This window comes from Albidovulum sediminicola, assembly GCF_025751575.1.
Classification (GTDB): Bacteria; Pseudomonadota; Alphaproteobacteria; order Rhodobacterales; family Rhodobacteraceae; genus Albidovulum; species Albidovulum sediminicola.
Window position 1 is genome coordinate 30,673 of record NZ_JAOWLA010000012.1, and the last position, 24,416, is coordinate 55,088.

The 24,416-nt window shown below is 65.6% G+C and carries 25 protein-coding genes; 16 read left to right on the top strand and 9 right to left on the bottom strand.

Annotated features, from left to right (window positions below):
• Positions 1-88: 88 nt before the first annotated feature.
• A complete protein-coding gene (locus OE647_RS13185; RefSeq protein WP_263722207.1) occupies positions 89-1,108 on the bottom strand; it encodes a GlxA family transcriptional regulator in 1,020 nt (339 codons plus the stop codon).
• A gap of 145 nt (positions 1,109-1,253) precedes the next feature.
• Here OE647_RS13185 and OE647_RS13190 point away from each other — a divergent pair, with 145 nt between their 5' ends.
• Complete coding sequence (locus tag OE647_RS13190) at positions 1,254-2,624, top strand: class II 3-deoxy-7-phosphoheptulonate synthase (protein WP_263722208.1); 1,371 nt, start codon at positions 1,254-1,256, stop codon at positions 2,622-2,624.
• Positions 2,625-2,670: 46 nt separating this feature from the next.
• On the opposite strand, the gene OE647_RS13195 is transcribed toward OE647_RS13190, so the two are convergent.
• Positions 2,671-3,333 (bottom strand): PAS domain-containing protein, encoded by a 663-nt coding sequence (locus tag OE647_RS13195; protein ID WP_263722209.1) that lies wholly within the window; start codon positions 3,331-3,333, stop codon positions 2,671-2,673.
• 145 nt (positions 3,334-3,478) lie between these two features.
• On the opposite strand from OE647_RS13195, the gene OE647_RS13200 reads away from it, so the two are divergent.
• From OE647_RS13200 to OE647_RS13260, 13 genes are all read left to right on the top strand, one after another.
• Positions 3,479-4,381 (top strand): YicC/YloC family endoribonuclease, encoded by a 903-nt coding sequence (locus OE647_RS13200; protein WP_263722210.1) that lies wholly within the window; start codon positions 3,479-3,481, stop codon positions 4,379-4,381.
• Between the two features lie 2 nt (positions 4,382-4,383).
• Entirely contained in the window at positions 4,384-5,019 is a 636-nt protein-coding gene (gmk, locus tag OE647_RS13205; RefSeq protein ID WP_263722211.1) for a guanylate kinase, read from the top strand.
• Entirely contained in the window at positions 5,016-5,534 is a 519-nt protein-coding gene (locus OE647_RS13210) for a gamma carbonic anhydrase family protein (protein ID WP_263722212.1), read from the top strand. Before gmk ends, OE647_RS13210 begins: the two co-directional genes overlap by 4 nt.
• 36 nt (positions 5,535-5,570) lie before the next feature.
• Positions 5,571-5,771 (top strand): hypothetical protein, encoded by a 201-nt coding sequence (locus tag OE647_RS13215; RefSeq protein WP_263722213.1) that lies wholly within the window; start codon positions 5,571-5,573, stop codon positions 5,769-5,771.
• Between the two features lie 82 nt (positions 5,772-5,853).
• On the top strand, positions 5,854-7,053 hold the full coding sequence (locus OE647_RS13220; protein WP_263722214.1) for a trans-sulfuration enzyme family protein: 1,200 nt from the start codon (positions 5,854-5,856) through the stop codon (positions 7,051-7,053).
• A gap of 25 nt (positions 7,054-7,078) precedes the next feature.
• Positions 7,079-8,125, top strand: coding sequence for an ATP-binding protein (locus OE647_RS13225; RefSeq protein WP_263722215.1), 1,047 nt, complete (start codon positions 7,079-7,081; stop codon positions 8,123-8,125).
• 140 nt (positions 8,126-8,265) lie between these two features.
• The gene (locus tag OE647_RS13230; protein ID WP_263722217.1) at positions 8,266-9,291 is read left to right on the top strand and encodes a substrate-binding domain-containing protein; all 1,026 of its coding nucleotides are present in this window, start codon (positions 8,266-8,268) and stop codon (positions 9,289-9,291) included.
• 65 nt (positions 9,292-9,356) lie between these two features.
• On the top strand, positions 9,357-10,544 hold the full coding sequence (gene pstC, locus OE647_RS13235; RefSeq protein WP_263722218.1) for a phosphate ABC transporter permease subunit PstC: 1,188 nt from the start codon (positions 9,357-9,359) through the stop codon (positions 10,542-10,544).
• On the top strand, positions 10,541-11,851 hold the full coding sequence (pstA, locus tag OE647_RS13240) for a phosphate ABC transporter permease PstA (RefSeq protein WP_263722219.1): 1,311 nt from the start codon (positions 10,541-10,543) through the stop codon (positions 11,849-11,851). Before pstC ends, pstA begins: the two co-directional genes overlap by 4 nt.
• A gap of 15 nt (positions 11,852-11,866) precedes the next feature.
• Positions 11,867-12,664, top strand: coding sequence for a phosphate ABC transporter ATP-binding protein PstB (pstB, locus tag OE647_RS13245; RefSeq protein WP_263722220.1), 798 nt, complete (start codon positions 11,867-11,869; stop codon positions 12,662-12,664).
• 10 nt (positions 12,665-12,674) lie between these two features.
• Complete coding sequence (phoU, locus tag OE647_RS13250) at positions 12,675-13,394, top strand: phosphate signaling complex protein PhoU (RefSeq protein WP_263722222.1); 720 nt, start codon at positions 12,675-12,677, stop codon at positions 13,392-13,394.
• Positions 13,391-14,080 (top strand): phosphate regulon transcriptional regulator PhoB, encoded by a 690-nt coding sequence (gene phoB, locus OE647_RS13255; protein WP_263722223.1) that lies wholly within the window; start codon positions 13,391-13,393, stop codon positions 14,078-14,080. Before phoU ends, phoB begins: the two co-directional genes overlap by 4 nt.
• A 153-nt stretch (positions 14,081-14,233) precedes the next feature.
• On the top strand, positions 14,234-15,772 hold the full coding sequence (locus tag OE647_RS13260) for a trimethylamine methyltransferase family protein (protein ID WP_263722224.1): 1,539 nt from the start codon (positions 14,234-14,236) through the stop codon (positions 15,770-15,772).
• 57 nt (positions 15,773-15,829) lie between these two features.
• Here the strand turns inward: OE647_RS13260 and OE647_RS13265 are convergent, their stop codons facing one another.
• A complete protein-coding gene (locus OE647_RS13265) occupies positions 15,830-16,126 on the bottom strand; it encodes a DUF6477 family protein (RefSeq protein WP_263722225.1) in 297 nt (98 codons plus the stop codon).
• A gap of 222 nt (positions 16,127-16,348) precedes the next feature.
• On the opposite strand from OE647_RS13265, the gene OE647_RS13270 reads away from it, so the two are divergent.
• The gene (locus tag OE647_RS13270; protein WP_263722226.1) at positions 16,349-17,488 is read left to right on the top strand and encodes a DUF6456 domain-containing protein; all 1,140 of its coding nucleotides are present in this window, start codon (positions 16,349-16,351) and stop codon (positions 17,486-17,488) included.
• Between the two features lie 66 nt (positions 17,489-17,554).
• Here the strand turns inward: OE647_RS13270 and katG are convergent, their stop codons facing one another.
• Complete coding sequence (katG, locus tag OE647_RS13275; protein ID WP_263722227.1) at positions 17,555-19,732, bottom strand: catalase/peroxidase HPI; 2,178 nt, start codon at positions 19,730-19,732, stop codon at positions 17,555-17,557.
• A 311-nt stretch (positions 19,733-20,043) separates the two neighbouring features.
• On the opposite strand from katG, the gene lipA reads away from it, so the two are divergent.
• Positions 20,044-20,994: a lipoyl synthase gene (lipA, locus tag OE647_RS13280; RefSeq protein WP_263722228.1), complete on the top strand. Its 951-nt coding sequence runs from the start codon at positions 20,044-20,046 to the stop codon at positions 20,992-20,994.
• Positions 20,995-21,051: 57 nt separating this feature from the next.
• Here lipA and OE647_RS13285 read toward each other — a convergent pair whose 3' ends face one another.
• From OE647_RS13285 to hpt, 5 genes are all read right to left on the bottom strand, one after another.
• Positions 21,052-21,939, bottom strand: a complete 888-nt coding sequence (locus OE647_RS13285) for a hypothetical protein (protein ID WP_263722229.1) — start codon at positions 21,937-21,939, stop codon at positions 21,052-21,054.
• Between the two features lie 134 nt (positions 21,940-22,073).
• Positions 22,074-22,967, bottom strand: coding sequence for a cytochrome c (locus OE647_RS13290; protein ID WP_263722230.1), 894 nt, complete (start codon positions 22,965-22,967; stop codon positions 22,074-22,076).
• A 52-nt stretch (positions 22,968-23,019) separates the two neighbouring features.
• On the bottom strand, positions 23,020-23,484 hold the full coding sequence (locus OE647_RS13295; RefSeq protein ID WP_263722231.1) for a c-type cytochrome: 465 nt from the start codon (positions 23,482-23,484) through the stop codon (positions 23,020-23,022).
• Positions 23,485-23,670: 186 nt separating this feature from the next.
• The gene (locus OE647_RS13300) at positions 23,671-23,838 is read right to left on the bottom strand and encodes a hypothetical protein (protein ID WP_263722232.1); all 168 of its coding nucleotides are present in this window, start codon (positions 23,836-23,838) and stop codon (positions 23,671-23,673) included.
• Positions 23,839-23,864: 26 nt separating this feature from the next.
• Positions 23,865-24,410, bottom strand: a complete 546-nt coding sequence (gene hpt, locus OE647_RS13305; RefSeq protein WP_263722233.1) for a hypoxanthine phosphoribosyltransferase — start codon at positions 24,408-24,410, stop codon at positions 23,865-23,867.
• Positions 24,411-24,416: the final 6 nt, after the last annotated feature.

Below are 24,416 nucleotides of genomic sequence, written 5' to 3' on the forward strand. Positions count from 1 at the left end.
GCGGAAGGGTCCTGCGGGGCGGTGGGAATTGACCCGGCGTCACCCTAAGCCGGATGTGCGGCGGGTCAAGGAAGCCCAGGGGGGCCCCTCAGATCGACAGGCGCGCGCCCCCCGGTACCCCGTGTGTGCCACGTTCCCGGTAAGGCGTCGTCTTGTAATGCGCGCGGTAGCATTTCGAAAAATGCGACGGGCTTGCGAAGCCGCAGGCCAGCGCAACGTTGATCACGCTCATGTCCGTCTGCATCAGCAGATTGCGGGCTTTCTGAAGCCGCAGCTCCATGTAGTACCGTTTCGGGCTGCGGTTCAGGTAGCGCCGGAACAGCCGCTCCAACTGGCGCGTCGACATGCCGACCTGCTCGGCCAGGTCCGCCGGGCTGATCGGGTCCTCGATATTGGCCTCCATCATCTGGATGACCTGGCTGAGCTTCGGGTGACGCACGCCGATCCGCGTCGGGATCGAGAGGCGCTGCGTGTCCTGGTCGGTGCGAATCGAGGAATAGATCAGCTGGTCGGCGACGGTATTGGCAACCTCTTCCCCGTGGTCCGAGGCAATGATCTTGAGCATCAGGTCGATGGAGGCCGTCCCGCCCGCCGTCGACATGCGGTTCCCGTCGAGGACGAAGACCGACTTGGTCAGCCTGACCTGCTCGAACTCCTCCAGGAAACTGTCCTGGTTTTCCCAGTGGATGGTGGCGCGCTTGCCGTCCAGAAGCCCGGCCTTGGCCAGGGTGTAGGCGGCGGTGCAAAGCCCGCCGATTGCCGCGCCGCGCCGCGCCTCGCGGCGAAGCCAGTTCAGAACCGGCTTGGTCGTGGCGTCCTGCACGTCGATGCCGCCGCAGACAAGCACCGTATCCTCGCGCGAGATCTCCCCAAGCCCCATGTCGAGCTTGAAGGCCGCGCCGTTCGAACAGACCGCCTCCTTCCCGTCCTCGCCCGCCAGTGCCCAGCTGTAGGCCTGCGATCCCAGTACGCGGTTGGCAATGCGAAGCGGTTCGATGGCGCCCGCGAAGGACAACATGGTAAAGCGGTTAAGCAAGAGGAATACGAACCGCTTCTTGCGCGGCGCGGCATTCGGCGCGGACTTGCTGGACGTAACTGCGGGGGGCATTATGCGACTCTTATTTGTCGTTTTGGTTACAGAAGCACCAAATTTCGCGCCCCGCAAGGGGCATGGGGCGGTGCATTGGGTTTGCAAGGCGGCCGGGCTGACAGTATAAGCCGCCCGGTTAACGCTAAACGCTTGGAGAAGACCCATGACCAAGGCCTGGAACAGATCCGATTGGCGCAGCCGTCCGCGGGTGCAGATGCCGGATTATCCGGATCAGGCCGCGCTGAACGCGGTGGAGGCGCAGATCGAAAGAATGCCGCCCCTGGTCTTTGCGGGCGAGGCCCGCAAACTCAAGCGCGCGCTTGGCGACGTGGCTGCGGGCCGTGCCTTCCTTCTTCAGGGCGGCGACTGCGCCGAAAGCTTTGCGGAATTTTCCGCCGACAACATCCGCGACACCTTCAAGGTGCTGTTGCAGATGGCGATCGTGCTGACCTGGGGCGCGAAGCTTCCGGTCGTCAAGGTCGGCCGGATGGCGGGCCAGTTCGCCAAGCCGCGTTCGGCGGGGACCGAGGTCATCGGTGGGGTGGAGCTGCCGTCCTACCGGGGCGACATCATCAACGGATTCGACTTCACCGCCGACGCCCGCGTGCCCGATCCCGCGCGGATGCTTCAGGCCTATACGCAGGCGGCGGCCTCGCTCAACCTGCTCCGGGCCTTCTCGACCGGCGGGTTCGCGGACATGCACCGGGTCCAGAGCTGGATTTCGGGCTTCACCCAGGAAGACGAGGCCAAGCGTTACCGCGAGGTCGCGACCCGCATTCAGGATGCGATGGACTTCATGGGTGCGGCGGGCGTCACCTCCGACACCGTTCACGCGATGTCCGCGGTCGATTTCTACACCAGCCATGAGGCGCTGCTTCTGGAGTATGAGGAGGCGCTGTGCCGGATCGATTCGACCTCGGGCCTGCCGGTGGCGGGGTCGGGTCACATGATCTGGATCGGCGACCGCACCCGTCAGCCCGACGGCGCGCATGTCGAGTTCTGCCGCGGCGTCCAGAACCCGATCGGGCTGAAATGCGGGCCCTCGCTGACCTCGGACGACCTCAAGAAACTGATCGCCCGGCTGAACCCGGAAAACGAGGCCGGCCGCCTGACGCTGATCGCGCGCTTCGGCGCGGGCAAGGTCGGCGACAACCTGCCGCGGCTGATCAGGGCGGTCGAGGAAGAGGGCGCCACGGTCGTCTGGACCTGCGATCCGATGCACGGAAACACGATCAAGTCGGCGACGGGCTACAAGACCCGGCCCTTCGACAGTGTCCTGCGCGAGGTGCGTGAGTTCTTCGCCGTTCACAAGGCGGAAGGGACGATCCCCGGCGGCGTGCATTTCGAGATGACGGGCAAGGACGTGACCGAATGCACCGGCGGCGTGCGCGCTGTGACGGACGAGGATCTGTCGGACCGCTACCACACCGCCTGCGACCCGCGTCTGAACGCCAGCCAGTCGCTGGAGCTTGCCTTCCTTGTCGCGGAGGAGCTTCAAGATCGCCGCGCGATGCAGAAAGCCGCCGGCATGTGAAACCGCCGTCCCGGCGATATGAAACGGGCCCCACCGGGGCCCGTTTTCATTCGTCGGTCTTGACGAGCCTGAGGTGCGCACGGGACCGGGGCGCGCGCATGAAGGGCGGCATGCTTTCCGCGAAGCCCCGCTCGGGCGTGATCGCCCGGGGCGACGGTTGGCCCGCCGCGATCTCGGTCCTCAGGGTCTCTGAAAGGCTGAAGCGGCGCGGCGCCAGTCCGATCTGCCCGTTGCTCGCCAGGCAGCCAAGCGCCCGGTCGATTCCGCCCCGGTCGCTGCGCATGGGCAAGAGCAAGAGCCGCGCGGTCAGTTCCGGCCGTCCCGCGCCCGCTTCCGCGCGCAAGACAACCTCTGCCACGGCGGGGGACTCAAATACATCGGCAAGCACGGCCCCCATCTGCGGGCGTGATCCAGGCGAAAGCATCGCCGTGATCGGCATGCCGCGCACCTCCATCCCCATCAGGTCGTTGAGATGTCCTCCAGCGACTCGGAACCGGGCGATCTGCGGAGCCACGCGCTCAAGAATGAAGGCGTAATCCAGCGCTCTCTCGATGCCCCTCGGGTCCACCTCGGACCTCAACGGCACGGGCCGTCCGCCACGCAGGGCTTCCCAATAGGCCCTGACTTCTTCCACGGTCGATCGAGTCATGTCTTTTCGCGCCCCCGCGAAGGGGACGACCTCGCCCCCGAAGAAACCATCTACACTCATTACACAACCTCCAGCTTGATCCTTTCACGCAGTCTCCGGTTCGCGTTGTCCACAGGTTCAGGCTTTGTTAACCGTAGGGCGGAAAAGCTTACCTAAGTGTTAACATAGCCCAACGCCGCGGCGCCGGGGGGAAAAAAGGAAACCAATGGTTAATCACGCGCTTGTCTCGATGACCGGATTCGCCGAACGCCGGGGATCGGACGCCGGAGCCGATTGGGTCTGGGAGATCCGGGCCGTCAATGGCAAGGGGCTCGACCTTCGCACGCGCCTGCCGGATGGAATCGACGGGCTGGAACAGGGCGCGCGCGCGGCGGTGTCGGCGCGCATGGCGCGGGGGAATGCCACCCTTTCGCTCAAACTGTCGCGGGCGGCGGAGGCCGGGGCGATCCGGGTCAATGCCGCAGGTCTGTCCGCGGCGCTTGACGCGGTGTCCCAAGTCGGTGCGGAGGCGGCGCGCCGGGGCGTGGAACTGCCCGCGCCCTCCGCCACCGATATCCTCACGCTGCGCGGCGTGCTCGAAACCGGAGCCGTGGCCGAGGATACCGGTCCGCTTCTGGCCGCGCTGTTGGCTGACCTTGACGTGCTTCTGGCCGATTTCGCCGCGATGCGTGCGGCGGAGGGGCGGGCACTGGCCGTCGTCATTGATGGCCAGATCGCACGAATCGCCCAACTGGCCGATGAGGCGCGCACCGCGGCAGAGGCGCGTCGGCCGCAGATGGAGCAGGCGCTGCGCGACAACCTTGCCCGTGTGCTTGCCGGCGCGGCCGAGGCCGATCCGGCCCGCGTGGCGCAGGAACTCGCGCTGCTGGCGGTCAAGGCGGACGTGACCGAGGAACTTGACCGCCTGGCGGCCCATGTTGCTGCGGCCCGCAGGCTTCTGGCCGAAAAGGGCGCGGTCGGCCGCAAGTTCGACTTCCTGATGCAGGAATTCATGCGCGAGGCGAACACGCTTTGTTCAAAGTCGGGCAATGCCGAGCTGACTCGGATCGGCCTTGACCTCAAGACCGTGATCGACCAGATGCGCGAACAGGTTCAGAACGTGGAATGACAATGCAGCGCAGGGGCTTACTGATCATCCTTTCATCGCCTTCGGGCGCGGGGAAATCGACGCTTGCCAAGCGGCTGATGGCCTGGGACCCGACGCTGAAGTTCTCCGTCTCGGCAACGACGCGGGCGCCTAGACCGGGTGAGGAGGATGGGCGCGAGTACTACTTTCGTACCCGCGCGGAATTCGAGGCGATGGTCGCGGCGGGCGAGATGCTGGAACATGCTGAGGTCTTCGGAAACTTCTACGGCTCGCCCAAGGGGCCAGTGGAGGCGGCGATGAACGAGGGGCGCGACACGCTTTTCGACATCGACTGGCAGGGCGGCCAGCAGATCCGCCGATCGGCGCTCGCAAAAGATGTGGTCTCGATCTTTATCTTGCCGCCTTCGATCGCGGATCTGGAAAGCCGACTGCGTGGGCGCGGGCAGGACAGCGAGGATGTCATCGCAGGCCGCATGGCGAAAAGCCGTGACGAGATCAGCCATTGGGCGGAGTACGACTACGTCATTATCAACCGGGATATCGACGAAGCCGAAGAGGAGCTCAAGACCATCCTCAAGGCGGAGCGTTCGCGTGCCGACCGCCAGCCTGGCCTCACCGAGTTCGTCCGTGGTCTCAACAGGGAGTTCGAAGGTAGATGATCTATGCGCTTGACGGAGTAGCCCCCGAGATCGGCCGGGATGTCTGGGTCGCCCCGGACGCCAACATCATCGGCAAGGTGGTGCTGGAGGATGAGGCGGGCATCTGGTTCGGCGCCACGCTCAGGGGCGACAACGAGGTCATCCATGTGGGCCGGGGCACGAACATCCAGGAAAACACCGTCTGCCACACGGACATGGGCTATCCTATGGTGATCGGGCCGGACTGCACGATCGGGCACAAGGCCATGCTGCACGGCTGCACCATCGGGGCCGGCTCGCTGATCGGGATGGGGGCCACGATCCTCAACGGGGCGAAGATCGGCTCGGGCTGCCTGATCGGGGCCGGGGCCCTTGTGACCGAGGGCAAGGAGATTCCGGACGGCTCGCTCGTCATGGGGGCGCCGGGCAAGGTTGTGCGGATGCTGGACGATGCGGCGCGGGCGCGGCTTCTGGCCTCGGCCGAGGGCTACCGCAGAAACGCCAAGCGCTTCCTCGCCGGGTTGAAGGCCCTGTGACGGGTGATCCCGGCTACCGTCCGAATGGGGGCTGACATGGCGCGATTTCTCGACCGCGATCATCCGATGTTCCGGCAAACCTGGGTTCGCGCGGTGACCGTCGCGGTGCCGCTTGTGGGGGCGGGTTTCGAACTGACGCTTGGTTCACCGCTCTGGGGGGCCATCTTTGCCGGCCTTGCCGGTTACGCGCTTTGGGAGCTGTTCCTGCGCGGCCCTCGGGGCGGCGACCGCGGCTGATCGGACGGGTCAGTGCCACGGCACGCGGCCACTTGAGCGGGACCGGGCGACGTGCCAATCAGGGCGGAAAGGAGACCCGCCCATGTCCGATGATCGCCCGATCCCCGAAAACCTCGTCCGCCGCACGCCGCTGCCCACCAGTGTCAGCCGTCCGGTCGTGACACCGATCATGCCCTCGGTCGTCTATGCCTCCGACTGCCCCGATGAGCTTGACGCGCAGTACGAAGGCCGGGTGAAGGGCTTCACCTATGCGCGCGAGGGCCACCCCAACGCCGAGGTTCTGGCGCAGAAGATCGATGCGCTGGAAGGGGCCGAGGGCGGGCTGATCCTGGGCTCTGGCATGGCGGCGGTCACGGCGGCGTTGATGGGGTGCCTGAAGGCGGGCGACCACGTTCTGGGCGGCGATCAGCTTTACGGCCGCTCCCTTCGCCTTATGGGGACGGACCTGCCGCGCTTCGGCATCGCCACCTCGCTTGCCGATCCGACGGATGCGGCGGCCTTCGCCCGCGCGATCCGGCCCGAGACGCGGATGGTGCTGGTCGAACTGGTCTCAAACCCCACGCTCAGGGTCGCCGATATTCCCGGCATCGCGGCGATCTGCAAGGAACGCGGCGTGCTTCTGGCGGTGGACAGCACCTTTTCCACGCCGCGCGCCTTCCGCCCGTTCGAGCATGGGGCGGATATCGTCATCCACTCGGTGACCAAGCTGTTGGCGGGCCATTCCGACGTGACGCTGGGCTATGTCGCGGCGAAGGACCCGGCGCTGCGCAAGGCGATCTACGATTTCGCGGTGACGACGGGCCTGACGCCGAGCCCCTTCGATTGCTGGCTGGCCGAACGCGGGCTGATGACCTTCCACCTGCGCTATGACCGGGCGGAGGAGAACGCCAAGGCGCTGGCCGACCATCTAGCGGGCCTGCCGGGGGTACGGCGCGTGCTATACCCGCTGCGCGCCGATCACCCCGACCACAACCGAGCGTCGGGGCTTCTGGGCGCGCGGGGGGGCAACATGCTGTCGTTTGAGGTCGAGGGCGGCCGGGCGGGGGCCAATGCGCTGACCCGCGCCATGAGAGACCTGCCCTTTGCCCCGACGCTTGGCGATATCGCGACGATCCTGTCGCATTCGGCCTCCTCCTCCCACCGGGCGCTCTCGCACGAGGCGCGGGCGGCCCTGGGGATCAGCGAGGGGTTCTTCCGCATCTCGGTGGGGGTCGAGGATATCGGGCTCTTGAAGCGGGATTTCGCGGCTGGCGTCGCCGCAGCCAGGGCCGCAGCCGGATAACTGGGCATCGACCGGGGAGGGGGGCATGAACAGCCAGGACTGGCAAGAGGCGATCGCCGCCATTCCCATCGCGCTGATGGTGCTGGACGCGGACGAACGCATCGTCGCGGCAAACCAGACGGCGCGCGGGCTTTTCGGCGCCGCGGTGGAGGACCGGCTGGGCGCGGCGGTCCTGAGGCACCCGGCTTTCCTTGCCGCGCTGTCCCGTGTCCTGGCCGAGGGCGTCGCGGTCGAGGCGCGCGCGACCCTGCCCGGCAAGTCGGAGGAAGGCGGGCTCAGGGTCCAGATCTCCCCGGTTCGCATTCAGGGACGCCGCGGCGCTTTGGCCGCGTTTGAGGACATGTCGGGGATGGAACAGGCCGAGGCGATCCGGCGTGACTTCGTGGCCAATGTCAGCCACGAGCTGCGCACGCCGCTGACCGCGCTGGTCGGGTTCATCGAAACGCTGAAGGGGCCCGCGCGCGACGATGCCCCGGCACGCGACCGCTTCCTCTCCGTCATGGAGAGCGAGGCGGGGCGGATGATGCGGCTTGTGAACGACCTTCTGTCCCTGTCGCGTGTGCAGTCAGAGGAGCGGCGCCTGCCCTCGGAAACGGTGGAGATCCTCGCCCTCCTGCGGCGGGCGACCATGGCGCAGGCGGCCCTTGCCGACGCCGCGGGTGTCAGCCTTGAGATCGAGACGGACCTTCCGGAGGCCCAGGTACGCGGCGATTCCGACCAGTTGACCCAGGTCTTCCTGAACCTGATCGAGAACGCGGTGAAATACGGCGGCGCCGGCAAGGTCGTGACGCTGAAGGTCAGCCAGGTGGCCCGCGAACCGGTCCTGAAGGGGCCCGCCGTCCAGATCGAGGTCATCGACCGTGGCGAGGGGATCGATGCGATTCACCTTCCCCGCCTGACGGAGCGATTCTACCGCGTGGACACGCACCGCAGCCGGTCGCAGGGGGGCACCGGCCTGGGCCTGGCGATTGTGAAGCACATCATCAACCGCCACCGGGGCCGGTTCCGCATCACCAGTGAGCGCGGGAAAGGCAGCAATTTCATAGTGATACTGCCATCGGTTTCGGGCTGACCCCGTGAGAGCATCGCGTGCGGACTGCGCGATTGTCATTCACCTGTTACAATCGGGTCACAAAAGCATTGCACGCGACAGCTAGACCGCCGTCGAGGTCGCCAGAGAGGCGATCGAAACCGAAGTTTAAGGACTGTGCCATGAAAGCCACCAAACTTGCCGTTTCCGCCCTGGCGATTGCCGCCGCTGCCGGCGCCGCCGAGGCCCGTGATCAGATCCAGGTTGCCGGTTCTTCGACCGTGCTGCCCTACGCCACCATCGTTGCCGAGGCTTTCGGCGAAAACTTCGACTTCCCGACCCCGGTCGTTGAATCGGGCGGCTCCTCCGCCGGTCTGAAGAAGTTCTGCGAAGGCGTCGGCGAAAACACGATCGATATCGCGAACGCCAGCCGCAAGATCAAGGACAAGGAAGTCGCCGCCTGCGCCGAGAACGGCGTGACCGACATCATCGAAGTCCGCATCGGCTATGACGGGATCGTCTTCGCCTCTGACATCAACGGCAACGGCTTCGCCTTCACGCCGGAAGACTGGTACAAGGCGCTTGCCGCCGAGGTCGTCGTGGATGGCCAGCTGGTCGCCAACCCGAACACCGCCTGGTCGGACGTGAACGCGGAACTGCCCGCGCAAGAGATCATGGCCTTCATCCCCGGCACCAAGCACGGCACCCGTGAAGTGTTCGAGGAAAAGGTGATCCTGGCTGGCTGCAAGGCCTCCGGCGCGCTTGAGGCGATTGCCGCGATCAAGGGCGACGAGAAGGAAGCCGAGAAGACCTGCATGGCCCTGCGCGCCGACAACCGCGCTGTCGATATCGACGGCGACTACACCGAAACGCTCGCCCGCATCGGGTCGAACAAGGACGGCATCGGCGTCTTCGGTCTGGCCTTCTACGAAAACAACACCGACAAGCTTCAGGTCGCGACGATGTCCGGCGTGACGCCCTCGGTCGAGACCATCGCATCGGGTGACTACCCGGTGTCGCGTCCGCTCTACTTCTACATCAAGAAGGCGCATCTGGAGGTGATCCCGGGCCTGAAGGACTATGCGGAGTTCTTCGTCTCCGACGACATGGCCGGCCCGGACGGCCCGCTGGCCGAATATGGCCTGGTCTCCGACCCGGAACTTGCGGCGACGCAGGAAGCGGTCGCCGGCGAAGAGCTGATGAACTGACGAATTGACCTCATTGGTCGCGGCGGGGCAATCCGCCGCGACCTTTCCATGAAAGCGGGCCCTTCATGACGCTGCCTCTTCTTCTTGCAACGCTTCTGGTCCTGGCGCTGGCGGGTTTCTTTGCCGGCCGGGCGAGGGCGGTCGCGACCGCGGGTGGAGACGCGCGCAAGCTCCATTCCGTCCCGGCCTATCACGGTTGGTTCGCCGCGCTCGCAGGGCTTGTGCCCGCGGGGATGGCTCTTCTGGCTTGGCGCGCGGTTGCCCCGGGGCAGGGGACCTGGCAGGGGTTTGCAGTTCTGGCCGTGGCGATTGTCGGGATGATCCTAGCGATCTCGGCGACGCGCGGCGAGACGCGCGCGCGCAACCGCGTCGAGGGGATCGTCAAGGCGGGGCTGATCCTTTGCTCGGTCATTGCCATCGCGACCACGGCGGGCATCGTCCTGTCGATGCTGTTCGAAACCGGGCAGTTCTTCAGCCAGTACAGCTTCACGCGCTTCTACTTCGGCACCGTCTGGCAACCGAACTTCCGCGGCGACTCCGAACTCGGCATCCTGCCGCTGCTTTGGGGTACGCTCTACATCTCGCTGATCGCGCTTGCGGTCGCGGTGCCCGTCGGGCTTTTCGCCGCTGTCTATATGTCGGAATACGCAAGCCGCCGCTTCCGCGGCTTCGCCAAGCCCGCCATCGAGGTGCTGGCGGGTATCCCGACCATCGTCTACGGCCTTTTCGCGCTGATCACCGTGGGGCCCGCGTTGCGCGACTACTTCGCGCAACCGCTCGGGCTTGGGGAAAGCGCATCCTCCGTGATGACGGCGGGGCTGGTGATGGGGATCATGATCATTCCCTTCGTCTCCTCGCTGTCGGACGACATCATCAACGCCGTCCCCCAGTCGCTGCGCGACGGTTCGCTGGGCTTGGGCGCGACGCAATCCGAGACCATTCGCCAGGTGGTGCTGCCGGCTGCGCTGCCGGGGATCGTGGGCGCCGTTCTTCTCGCGGCCTCCCGTGCCATCGGGGAGACAATGATCGTGGTGCTTGGCGCGGGTGCTGCCGCGAAGCTCAGCCTCAACCCGTTTGAGGCGATGACAACCATCACCGTCAAGATCGTGAGCCAGCTGACCGGCGACACCGATTTCGCCGCGCCAGAGACGCTTGTCGCCTTCGCGCTTGGCCTGACCCTTTTCGTCGTGACGCTTGGCCTCAACATCCTGGCCCTGATCGTCGTCCGGAAATACCGGGAGGAATACGAATGACCGCCCCCCGCCGCTCGCTTCTGGCACCGGACCCCCGGACGATTGCCCGCAACCGGGCCGAAGCGCGTTTTCGTGCCTATGGGCTTGGCGCCGTCGGCGTGGCGCTTGTCGCGCTCGCGGTGCTGCTGTTGTCCATCTTCGGCAACGGGTCCTCGGCCTTCTACCAGACCTATCTGGAAGTCCCGGTCATGCTGCCCGAGAAGTCGCTCGACAAGTCCGGCACGCGCGATATCGAGGTGATGAAAAAGGTCACGACCGTCGGCTACGCCAAGGTGCTCAAGACCGCGCTCGATGAGGCGATCGAGGCGAACGGGATCATCGTCGAGGGCCTCGGCAAGAAGGACGTCGGCAACATGATCTCGGACGAGGCTGCCGCGCAGCTTCGCAACATGGTGTTGGCTGATCCCACGCTGGTGGGCCAGACCATCGCCTTCGAGATGCTCGCAAACGGTCGCATCGACGGCTACTACAAGGGCCGCGTCACGCGCGAAAGCGCCGCACTCGACAGCAACGTCAGCCCCGCGCAGCTCGACCTTGCCGACGCGCTGGCCGAAAAGGGGCTGCTGGCGACGCGGTTCAACCTGGACTTCATCACCGCCCCCGACGCCTCGGACCAGCGGCCGGAGGCTGCGGGGCTTGGCGTGGCGATCCTTGGCTCGTTTTACATGATGATTGTCGTGCTGGCGCTTTCCCTGCCGATCGGGGTCGCGACAGCGGTCTATCTTGAGGAATTCGCGGTCAAGAACCGCTTCACCGACGTCATCGAGGTCAATATCTCAAACCTTGCCGCGGTGCCCTCGATCGTCTTCGGCATCCTTGGGCTCGCGATCTTCATCAACTTCGCCCATCTGCCGCAGTCCGCACCGATCGTGGGCGGCCTAGTACTGACGCTGATGACGCTGCCGCGGATCATCATCCCGGCCCGCGCCGCGCTGAAGGCCGTGCCCCCTTCGATCCGCGACGCGGCCCTTGGGGTGGGCGCCTCCCGCATGCAGTCGGTCTTCCATCATGTGCTGCCTCTCGCGGCGCCGGGCATCCTGACGGGCATGATCATCGGCCTTGCCCAGGCCCTGGGGGAAACCGCGCCGCTTCTGCTGATTGGCATGGTCGCCTTCGTTCGGGACTATCCGGGCGGGCTTTTCGATCCGGCGACCGCGCTGCCGGTGCAGGTCTACAACTGGACCCAGCGCGCCGACCCGGCCTTTGTGGAGCGCGCCTCGGGCGCGATCATCGTGCTTCTGATCTTCCTCCTGATCATGAATACTGCGGCCATCGTGCTGCGCCGCCGCTTCGAACGGCGTTGGTGAACGGAAATGAGCGACATGAACGACATGCGAGTGAGCGAAAGCGCGGTGGGCGCGCAGGACGTGAAGATCTCTGCCCGCAAGGTGCAGGTCTTCTACGGGGAGAACCACGCCATCAAGGACGTGGATGTGGAGATCCTGGACCGCACCGTCACCGCCTTCATCGGCCCGTCGGGCTGCGGCAAGTCCACCTTCCTGCGCTGCCTGAACCGGATGAACGACACCATCCCGATCTGCCGGGTCGAAGGCGACATCATGCTGGACGGAGAGGACATCTACGACAGGCGCGTGGACCCGGTGCAGCTGCGCGCAAAGGTGGGCATGGTCTTCCAGAAGCCCAACCCCTTCCCGAAATCGATCTACGACAACGTCGCCTACGGCCCCCGCATCCACGGCCTGACCCGCAACAAGGCCGAGCTGGACGAGGTCGTCGAACAGTCTCTGCGCCGCGCGGCACTTTGGAATGAGGTCAAGGACCGGCTGCACGCCCCGGGCACTGGCCTGTCGGGCGGCCAGCAGCAGCGGCTTTGCATCGCGCGCGCGGTCGCGACCTCGCCGGAGGTCTTGCTGATGGACGAACCCTGCTCGGCGCTCGACCCGATCGCGACGGCGCAGGTCGAGGAACTGATCGACGAGCTTCGCGCCAACTTCTCGGTCGTGATCGTCACGCACTCGATGCAGCAGGCCGCCCGCGTCAGCCAGAAGACGGCGTTCTTCCACCTCGGCAATCTCGTCGAATACGGCGAGACCGGCGACATTTTCACCAGACCGCAAGATCCGCGAACGGAAAGCTACATTTCCGGGCGGATCGGTTGAGGAGACGAGCATGACCGAACAGCACATCCTGCGCGCCTTCGACCGCGACCTGGAGACGATTCAGGCCCAGCTGATGAAGATGGGCGGCATGGTCGAGACCGCCATTCTAGAGGCCTCCAGCGCGCTTGAGGCCAGGGACGATGAACTGGCCCAGAAGGTTCGCAGCGCCGACAAGGCGATCGACGCGATGGAAGAGCGCATCAACGAAGAGGCCGCCCGCCTGATCGCACTGCGTGCGCCGATCGCGACCGATCTGCGCATGGTGCTTTCGGTGATGAAGATCGCCGGCAGCCTGGAGCGGATCGGTGACTACGCCAAGAACATGGCCAAGCGCTCGGTTCTTCTGGCGCAGATGCCCACGGTCGGCAGCGCTGGCGGTTCGCTGCGGCGAATGTCCAAGGCCGTCGTCGGGATGCTTTCCGACGCGCTTGACGCCCATGTCAGCCGCGACGCCGATCTGGCGCGCGACGTACTCAACCGCGATCGCGAAATCGACCAGATGTACAATGCGCTGTTCCGGGAATTCCTGACCCACATGATGGAGGACCCGCGCAACATCACCGCCTGCATGCACCTGCATTTCATTGCCAAGAACATTGAGCGCATGGGCGATCACGCCACCACCATCGCCGAACAGGTGATCTACCTCGTGACCGGCGTGATGCCGGAAGAGGACCGCCCGAAGGCCGACAGCGTCACTTCGCATGGCGTTGATGGAGCCCAGTCATGAGCATTGCGCAACCGAGCGTCCTCGTCGTCGAGGACGAGGCGGCGCAGCGCGAAATCCTCGCCTATAATCTTGAGGCCGAAGGGTTTCGTGTCCGCATCGCCGGCGATGGCGAGGAAGCGATGACCATGGTGGCGGAGGAAACGCCAGACATCGTGGTGCTGGACTGGATGATGCCCAACGTCTCGGGCATCGAGGTCTGCCGCAGGCTTCGGGCGCGCGCTGAAACGCGGTCGGTGCCGATCATCATGCTTTCGGCCCGGTCGGAGGAGTTCGACCGCGTACGGGGCCTGGAAACCGGAGCGGACGACTACGTCGTCAAACCCTATTCGGTCGTCGAACTGATGGCGCGCATCCGCACCCAGCTGCGCCGGACCCGCCCCTCGACGCAAGGAGAGGTTCTGGAGTTCGAGGACATCACGCTCGACGCCGAATCGCACCGCGTCCAGCGCGACGGCAAACCCATCAAGCTCGGGCCGACGGAGTTCCGCCTGCTCTCCACGCTGATGGAAAAGCCTGGCCGCGTCTTCAGCCGCGACCAGCTTCTGGACCGGGTCTGGGGCCGGGATATCTACGTCGACACCCGGACGGTCGATGTGCATGTCGGCCGCCTTCGCAAGGCGCTGTGCATTCACGGCGGCGAAGATCCCCTGCGCACGGTGCGGGGCGCGGGTTACGCCCTGGGCTGACCCGCTGCCGTCGTTCGGCGACTCGGCGGGGCACGGGCGTCGCAAATACCCCGGTGCGATGTCGTTTTCGCCTGCCATGTGACGGAAAACGCAACCGCCTTGGCCCGCGAGAGGATAATAAAGCGCCCAGACCATACCCAAGGAGTGGCAGACATGAGCGATGTGGGCGAAGGCCGTCGGGCACGGGGCGGCGGCGCGGCACGCCGGGCGGAGCGTACCGCGGTCCGGATTGAATGCGCGAAATTCATCGAGCGCAATATCCCGAACCTCGAAGTCCTGAACGAGGAAGCGCTCCAGATCATCGAGCACAATGCCGAAACGATCCTGGAGGAAATTGGCGTCAACTTCGTCGAAAACCCGGCCGCGCTGGAGCGCTGGAAAGCCGCTGGCGCCGATGTCCAGGGTGAACGCGTCCGCATTCCGCGCGGCCTTGCGCGCGAACTGTGCAAGACGGCGCCCTCGTCCTACGTCCAGCATGCGCGCAACCCTGAGCGCAACGTCACCGTTGGCGGGCGTGGCCTCGTCCTCGCGCCGGTCTATGGCCCCCCCTTCGTGCGTGACGAAAACGGTCGCCGCTACGCGACGATCGAGGACTTCAAGAAATTCGTGAAACTTGGCTACATGTCCAAGTGGCTCCACCACTCGGGCGGCACCGTTTGCGAACCGACCGATGTTCCGGTGAACAAGCGTCACCTCGATATGCTGCTCGCGCACATGACGCTCTCGGACAAGCCCTACATGGGCTCGGTCACCGAGCCGGTCCGCGCCGAGGATTCGGTCGAGATGTCGAAGATCCTGTTCGGCGACGACTTCGTCGAGCAGAACACCGTGATGACCTCGCTCATCAACATCAACTCGCCGATGACCTTCGACGGGGTCATGATGGGCGCGCTTGAGGTCTATGCGCGCCACAACCAAGCGGCGATCATCTCGCCCTTCATCGTCGGTGGCGCGATGGCGCCGGTGACCGTTGCCGGTACGCTGACCCAGGTGCTGGCCGAGGTCCTGGCAGGCGTGGCCTACAGCCAGCTGATCCGCAAGGGCGCCCCGGTCATCGCGGGTGCCTTCGTGACCTCGATCGACATGAACTCCGGCGCGCCGACCTTCGGCACGCCCGAGGCGAGCCTGATCACCTATGGTGCCGGCCAGCTGGCGCGTCGCCTGGGTCTGCCCTTCCGCTCCGCCGGCGGTTTCACCGGCTCTAAGCTCCCGGACGCGCAGGCGGCCTACGAAAGCTCCAACAGCCTCAACATGGGGCTGCTGTCGGGCGTGAACTTCATGCTGCACGCCTGCGGCTGGCTCGAAGGCGGTCTCGTTTCCTCGTTCGAGAAATTCGTGATGGACGCCGACCAGCTGGGCGTGCTGCACCACATCGCCAAGGGTGTCGATGTGAGCGAGAACGGCCAGGCGCTGGACGCGATCCGCGAAGTCGGACCCGGCGGCCACTACCTGGGCTGCGCCCACACGCAGGCGAACTTCAAGTCCGCCTTCTGGCGCACGAACGTCCTCGACTACAAGCCCTATGAGGCCTGGGAAGAGGAAGGCGCACGCGACACGATGCAGTTGGCCCGCGAACGGGTAAGCCGCATGCTCGGCGACTACCAGAAGCCCGCGATCGATCCGGGCATCGAAGAGGCGCTGAACGAATACGTCGCCAAGAAGAAGGCGTCGATGCCCGACGCCTTCATGTAAGCTCCGGTCTGGAAACGGATTGGCAAGGCCGCGCCCTCTGGGCGCGGCCTTTTCGTTTCAGGGACGCAGGTCCAGAACCCTTGGCATCAGCCGCAACTCGGCGAGCATGGCGATCAGCACCTCGATGTGACGCGTCAGGTTGTAGCTCGCGTCGCCGCGCTGACGTACCTCCTCAAGCCGCGTTTCCTCGGTGATCAGCGCATCCACGGCCTCGGCGGGCGCGGGGCAGGAAGGGCAGCGCAAGACGCGCCGCAGGTCGCGGTCGCGGTCGTAGTCGCAGAGCCCGTGCCGGGCCGCCTGGAGCAACAGGCGCGGGCGGCGCATCTGGGAAAGACGGGTCATAAGGTCGGTCATCAAGGATTCCTTTCAACAGCAGGTCGAAAGAAAGCCGGGATTCGGCAGTGTTGCGCCCAAGCTCCGGCCTGCGCTCGGCCGGGTGAGAGATATTTATAATTTTTCAATAAATGTTGGCTTCAAGCCCGCCATTAACGACCGGGTAAGAAATGGTTCCCACGTTTGGCACCGACAAGGACGAACAATTTGGGAGCCCCGACAGAACTGTGAGGGACATCATTTATGACGGCATTGGTTGAATGCCCTGTCCGACTGCCCGGGTGGCTTCCGGACAAGGCGCTCCTCTATCTCCGCCATACCGAGGAAGGGTTGACGATCCGTGAACTTGCGCGACGTGAAGGCTGTCATGCCTCGACCGTCCTGCGCCGCGTCCGGGCCTATGAGAACCGGCGCGACGACCCCTTGGTGGACGAGGCGCTGGACCGCCTTGGCCGCATCCACGCCAGGCTGACACGCGCATGCCTGGCGCCCCAGCCATCCCCCGAAACCCTTTCCCCGAACGAGGACAATGCCCCCATGGCTGCCGCGATACGCCACAAGCCCGAAATTGCCGACGAAGCGACCATCAACCGCGAGGCGCAGAGGATCCTGCGCCGGCTGTGCGAAGCGGGCGCGATCCTCGCGGTGTCCTGCGACCTGGACAAGGCCGTCGTGCTGAAGGGAGAGGTCCGGACCGCCGTGGTCGAACGCGCGGTCGCGCAGGTCTTCGCGCTCAAGGACTGGATCTCGGTCAAGACGCCGGGCCGGGTGACGACCTATCAGATCACCGGGGCGGGGCGCGCGGCGCTCAAACGGCTTCTGTCCGATGCGGCCGCGCGAGGCGGCGTAGCGGAAGCCACGATGCCCTTCGCCGACCAGCACCGCATCTGGGCCGAGCGCAACGTGATGGCCGACGACGGCGAAGGGCCGCGCAAGCTGCGCTACAACCTCGCCGAAAGCCCGCTTGCGGCGATCGCGCGGCGCCGCGACCGCGATGGCGAGCCGTTCCTGACCCCGGACCTCGTGGCCGCAGGGGAGCGGCTGCGCGAGGACTTCGAGCTGGCGCAGATGGGACCGCGTATCACCCAGAACTGGGACAAGTTCCTGACCGGGACGGATCGCGGCAGCGCCCTGCCGGGGCAGGGGATGAGCGAGGGATCGACCCGCGCCCGTGACCGCGTGGCCGCCGCGCTGCGGGAACTCGGCCCCGGGCTGGGCGACATGGTGCTGCGCGTCTGCTGCTTTCTGGAGGGGCTGGAGGCTGCGGAACGCAGGCTGGGCTGGTCCGCGCGATCCGGAAAGATCGTGCTTCGAATCGCGCTCATGCGGCTCAAACGGCATTACGAGGAAACCTATGGCGCCCGCCCGCCAATGATCGGGTAAGCACCCAAAGGAACGGCGGCGCCCGGTTTCCCGGACGCCGCCATGATGTCTTGCGATCCCGCCCGATCAGGCCAGATCGAAGCGGTCGAGGTTCATGACCTTGGTCCAGGCCGCCACGAAGTCGGTGACGAAGGTCGTGTCGTCCGATCCGTAGACCTCAGCCAGCGCGCGCAGGATCGAGTTCGACCCGAAGACGAGGTCGGCGCGCGTCGCCGTCCATTTCAGGTCGCCCGTAACGCGGTCGCGGCCCTCATAGGTGTCGTCCGCCGCCGGCGTCCACTTCGTCCCCATGTCGAGCAGGTTGAGGAAGAAGTCGTTGGTCAGCGCGCCCGGCGTCTTGGTGAAGACACCGTGCTGAGAGCCGCCGGCATTCGCGCCCAACACCCGCAGGCCGCCGACCAGCACCGTCATCTCCGGCGCCGAGAGCGTCAGAAGCTGCGCACGGTCCAGCATCAACTCTTCCGCCGGAACGGTGAAGCGGGCCTTTTCGAAGTTGCGGAAGCCATCGGCCACCGGCTCCAGCACGTCGAAGGACTCGGCGTCGGTCTGCTCTTGCGTGGCATCGGTCCGGCCGGGGGTGAAGGGCACCTCGACACTATGACCGGCCTTGCGGGCGGCTTCCTCGACACCTGCACCGCCTGCCAGCACGATCAGGTCGGCCAGCGACACCTTCTTGCCGCCGCTCTGGCCAGCGTTGAACTCGCCCTGGATGGCCTCAAGCTTCGCCAGAACCTTCGCGAGTTGTGCCGGATCGTTGGCCGCCCAGTCTTTCTGCGGGGCCAGGCGGATGCGGGCGCCGTTCGCGCCGCCGCGCTTGTCCGAGCCGCGGAAGGTAGAGGCCGAAGCCCAGGCAGTCGAAACCAGTTCCGACACCGTGAGGCCAGAGGCCAGAACCTTCGCCTTCAGGGCCGCGGCATCGGCGGCGTCGATCAGCGGGTGATTAACGGCGGGAACCGGATCCTGCCAGATCAGGTCCTCGGCCGGAACCTCGGCGCCGAGGTAGCGTGCCTTCGGCCCCATGTCGCGGTGCGTCAGCTTGAACCAAGCCCGCGCGAAGGCATCGGCGAAGGCCTCCGGATCTTCCGCGAACCGACGGGAGATCGGCTCATAGATCGGATCGAAGCGCAGCGACAGGTCCGCCGTGGTCATCATCGGGCGATGCTTCTTCGAGGGGTCATGGGCATCGACGACCATGTCCTCGTCGTCCACGTCCTTGGCCAGCCAGATGTTCGCGCCCGCGGGGCTCTTCGTCAGTTCCCATTCGTATTTGAAGAGAACCTTGAAATAGCCCATGTCCCAGGTCGTCGGGTTGGGCTTCCAGGCGCCCTCAATCCCGCTGGTGATGGTGTCGTAGCCCTTGCCGCTGCCGTGGCTGGACAGCCAGCCGAGGCCCATGGCCTCCATCGGGGCGGCTTCCGGCTCGGCGCCGACGGCGGTCGCGGGGCCATTGCCATGGGCCTTGCCGAAGGTGTGGCCGCCTGCAACCAGTGCCACGGTTTCCGCGTCGTCCATTGCCATCCGGCCGAAGGTCTCACGCACGTCGCGGCCAGAGGCGACCGGGTCGGGGTTGCCGTCCGGCCCTTCGGGGTTCACGTAGATCAGGCCCATCTGCACCGCGGCCAGCGGGTTTTCGAGGTCACGTTCGCCCGAGTAGCGGCTGTTGGGCTTGTCGCTGGTGGCGAGCCACTCGGTCTCGGCGCCCCAGTAGATATCCTCTTCCGGCGCCCACACGTCGGCGCGACCACCGCCGAATCCGAAGGTCTTGAAACCCATCGATTCGAGCGCGCAGTTCCCGGCAAGGATCATCAGGTCGGCCCAGGACAGGGCGCGGCCGTATTTCTTCTTGATCGGCCAGAGCAGCCGGCGCGCCTTGTCGAGGTTGCCGTTGTCCGGCCAGCTGTTCAGCGGCGCGAAGCGCTGGGTGCCGTTGCCGGCCCCGCCGCGCCCGTCAGAGGTGCGGTAGGTCCCGGCGCTGTGCCAGGCCATGCGGATGAAAAGCGGGCCGTAATGCCCGTAGTCGGCCGGCCACCAGTCCTGGCTGTCGGTCATCAACGCATAAAGGTCGGCCTTGACGGCCTGAAGGTCGAGCTTCTTGAACGCCTCGGCGTAGTCGAACCCGGCACCCATCGGGTCTTGGGCGGGGTGATTCTGGTGAAGGACACGCAGGTTCAGCTGGTTGGGCCACCAGTCCTGGTTGGTCACCTTCTTCTTGCCCGAAAACGGGCACTTGATGTCGCCATCCATGTCAATCCTCCGATCTGTTCTTCGGTCTTGGTTTTTCCGCCGCATGGATGTCCTTGCGGCGCGGTTATCGGCGCTTTGGACTGTCGGCACGGCAAGCCCGACGCTTTCCGTCAGGGCCACACCACAGATCCCCGGAGCCGCTTCCGGCCCCGTGCTCGAAGATACTTATAATGATTCTAAAATGAGATGCGAGGGGTTCGTCACGCCCCGCGCCACTTTCCGCGGTGAAGGCGGTCGGGCGCGCGCCAACGGCTTGGACATTCCCCTCCTATTGGCCTAAGAAAGCGTAGTTGAAATAGGAGCGTGGGCCCATGCGCGATCTAAAAATTCCCCAGGAACGGCATCCCGAAAAGGCCCACAAGCCCGATCAGGCGCAGCCGCAGAAGCCTTCCTGGATCCGGGTCAAGGCGCCTACCTCGGCCGGGTACAAGCAGACGCGCGAAATCCTGAAGACGAACAAACTCGTCACCGTCTGCGAAGAGGCGGGTTGCCCGAACGTCGGCGAATGCTGGAGCCACGGCCACGCCACCATGATGATCATGGGCGAGATCTGCACGCGTGGCTGTTCCTTCTGTAATATCGCAACCGGCCGGCCCGACGCGCTTGACACGTTTGAGCCGGGCAGGGTGGCCCATGCGGTGCAGACGCTGGGCTTGAAGCATGTCGTCATCACCAGCGTGGACCGCGATGACCTCGACGACGGCGGGGCCGAGCATTTCGCCCAGACGATCCGCGCGGTGCGCCACCGCTCACCCGATACCACCATCGAGATCCTGACACCTGACTTCCTGAAATGCGGGCCGCAGGCGCTGGAAACCGTCGTGGCCGCGCGGCCCGATGTCTTCAACCACAACCTTGAGACGGTGCCGGGCCTCTACCCCACCGTTCGCCCGGGCGCGCGCTACTTCCACTCGCTGCGGCTCCTGCAGAGGGTGAAGGAGCTTGACCCCTCGATGTTCACCAAGTCGGGGATCATGGTGGGCCTGGGAGAGGATCGGCAGTCCGTGCTTCAGGTCATGGATGACATGCGCGCCGCCGATGTCGATTTCCTGACCATCGGCCAGTACCTGCAGCCGACCCCCAAGCATCACCGGGTCGACCGCTTCGTCACGCCCGAGGAGTTCGCGGGCTACGAAAAGTCAGCGTTCGGCAAAGGGTTCCTGATGGTCTCTGCCACGCCGCTGACGCGGTCGTCCTATCACGCGGGCGAAGACTTTGCGCGCCTTCGTGATGCGCGTCTCGCAAAACTCGGGCGAAACTGAGGGCGGGTGAACTAAAGGTGCCGGGGCGACGGTTGCCGCCCCGCGAGCCTGTTTGGATCAGAAGCGCAGGCCGATCGAGGCGTCCCAGACCGGGTCGCCGTTCTCCGAATCCGCCACGCCAAGCTGAACGCGCGAGTAGTTGAGGAAGCGCCACTCACCGCTCAGCCCGTAGATGGTGGTCCCGTCGATATCCATGATCGACGCGGTCAGATCGGTGTTCGGGAGCGCGCTGTAGCTTGCCCAAGCCATCGTCGTATCCGGCAGCACGTCGTCGGCAGAGGTGAAGCCGATCCCGGCAGAATAGTAGTCCGCAGCCGCGCCGGCCTCGAGATGGACAATGTTCGAATCGGTGGTGCTGGTATTCAGGAATTCGACACCGCCGGTGACGAAGAAGATGCCCGACTGATAGCTGGCGGCAAGGTCGGTGATCGTGCCGTCAAGGTCGTCGAAGTCGTGATAGGAAACGCCGACCTTCAGGTTGCCGTATTCGCCGTCGTAACGCGCGCCGAACTGGTTTTCCCCGCTCATGAGCGCCGTGTAATCCACCAGCCCGTCCGTAAGCGGGGCCGTGGTCAGACGGATGTACTTGACGCCGCCGATGTCCGGCATCCGCGTGAAATCGCCCAGGGCACCACGCGGCATCCCGACGCTGAACTTGCCGTGCGCGGTGTCATAGGTCAGCGCCACAAAGACCGTCGAGTTGCTGGAAGTGCCCGCGTCGTAGCCGAGAAAGCCGAGGTCAATCCCCAACCCGCTGCCGCCAAGCGCGAAAGAGGCGTCAAGGTCGCCGTAAACGACGGTCTTGCCGTCGCCATCGAAAGACAGGCCTTCGATCTCCGTCTCCCCCGATATCGTGATCCCTTCGGGGAGCGACTGCGCCCAAGCCGTCATCGGGACCGAAGCCGCGAGCGCGAGAATGAGGGAGGAGAGCGAAACCGGGCGCATGTCAATCGTCCTTGCAAGAACCGTTATCCTTTAGATGGACCGAGCGCCGGTCCTGGGCAAGTGGGGCCGCAGGCCAACAAGGGACTCCTCCCGGGCTTGTTGCGCCAATCGCACAATTTCGCTCGCGAGGACGCCTATTTAACGGGTGCGACCCGCTTCAGGTAGGCCGCCATCGCGGCGCGGTCCTCGGCCGGAAGATGCGCGGTGTTTTCCACCACCAGCGCCATGTGCCCGCCGGCGCTGTCGTACTCCGGCGTGAAGCCGGAGTTGAGGTATTCCGCGATATCGGCCTTGGACCAGTCCAGCGCACCGGGCGTGATATTGGGGAAGCGGCCCTTGCCGTCGGGCGTGGGGCCGCCGGCAAGCCAGCGGTCCGTCTGCAACCCGCCCAGCGCGCCACGCGGCGTGTGGCATTCGCCGCAATGGCCCAGCGCCTCGACCAGGTAGCGGCCGCGCGTCTCCTCAGGGCTCAGATCGCCCGTGACGACCCAGTCGCTGTCAAGGTAAAGCGCCTTCCAGAGCGTCAGCCCAAGGCGGATGTTGAAGGGGAACCCGACCTCATGCGGCGCGCTTGGTGTGGGGTCAGCGGGCAGCGTCGCAAGGAAGGCGCGCAGGTCCACGACGTCCTGCAGCGCTGCGCGGCTGTAGCTGGCGTAGGGAAAGACCGGGTAGTAATGCGCGCCGTCGGGAGAGACCCCATGGAGCATCGCGTTGGCGAGGTCTGCGGTACTCCATCCACCGATGCCTGCATCCACATCGTTGGAGATGTTCGGCGCCACGAATGTCCCGAAGGCGGAGGCAAATCTCTGCCCGCCCGCAAGCACCAGCTTCTCATCCCCCTTGGCGTCGGCGTCCGCATGGCACGAGGCGCAGCCAGCGGCCCAGAAAACGGCCTCGCCCCGGGCCGGATCAGCACTCAGCCCATCAAGCGCCTGCGGCTGAAGGGCCTCGGGCCGGGCGGCGAACAGCGCGCCAGCCGCGCCGGCGACCCCGGCAATCGCCATGATCCTGATGAATCGCCTGATCATTTCGATGGATTGGCCGCAGGGCCGGACAAAGGCCCGGCGGCCGGTCCTCGCGTCAGCCGTCGGACTTGCGATAGGTCTTGTGGCAATCGCCGCAAGCCGCACCCACCGGACCGAACGCCGCCTTGAGCGCATCAAGCCCGCCGCCCGCCGCCGCCTGAAGTGCCGCGGCCGCCTCGGCCATGGCCTTGCCCTTGGCGCCGATGTCCGATCCTTCGGCCCAGATCGCGGGCAGCGCGGCCGTTTCCATGACCGCATCGCTGTCGGAGCCCGCAGGCCACAACATCGAGGCGTCGAGCGTCGAGGCGGCAAGCAGCGCGTCCGCCGCCTTTTGCGCCGCAGCGGCGTCGTATTCGACCTCGCCCTTCACCATGCCGCCCAGAACGCCCATCTGAAGCGCGCGGTAATCCATGATGCCCTGACGGGCGTCAATCTGCATCTCAAATGGTTCGTCATCGGCAAAGGCTGCGCCCGTACCCAGCGCGGCAGCAATCATCATTCCGGCAATAACTTTCTTCATTCGTCGACTCCCTGTTCAACCTTGGGGGAGTGTAGCGGCGCCCCTACGCAAGACCAGCGGGCAAAACCGCAATGGGCCTGTGATGAGGCGCACATTCGGCGGCAATCCGATCATAAGTCCTTGCTATGGGCGGGTTTTCGCCGGAACGGTCCGTCGCGTCATAACAAACAAGTGAATGCCGGCGGCTCAGTTCAGCGGCGTCACCCTTGGCGGAGCCACCTTTTCGGCCTTCATCATGAAGTCGGGCAGCCAGCCCATCCGTTCGGCGCCCGCCAACAACAGCCCTGCGGCGAGGACGCCCGCGAAGATCGCCACCTGGCGGGCGGAGGGCGGACGACGCGCCCAGCGTGCCATCCGCAGGATCTGGCGCGGCCCAAGCATCACTCGGGCGCCGTAAAGCGGACCTTGCCGATGAAAGGCAGGTTGCGGTTGCGTTGGGCGAAGTCGATGCCGTAGCCCACGACGAATTCGTCCGGGATCTCGAAGCCCGTCCAGGTGGCCTTGATCGGCACTTCCCGCCGCGCGGGCTTGTCGAGCAGGGCGCAGACCTCCAGCCGCCGGGGCTCACGGCTTTTCAACAGATTCACGACATGATGCAGCGTGAAGCCCGTGTCCACGATATCTTCGACCACCAGAACGTCGCGGCCCGCGATCTCTCCGCGCAGGTCCTTCAGGATGCGCACCTCGCGGCTCGATTCCATGGCGTTGCCGTAGGAGGACGCCTCCAGGAAGTCCACCTCGACCGGCAAGTCGATTTCGCGCACCAGGTCGGCGATGAAGACGAAGGACCCGCGCAAAAGCCCGACGACCACCAGCTTGTCGGTGCCCTCGAAGACGCGCGTGATGTCTTTCGCAAGCGCCTCGATCCGCGCGGCGATGGCCTTGGCCGAGATCATTTCGTCGATGACATATGGGCGCTGCGACATGGTTCC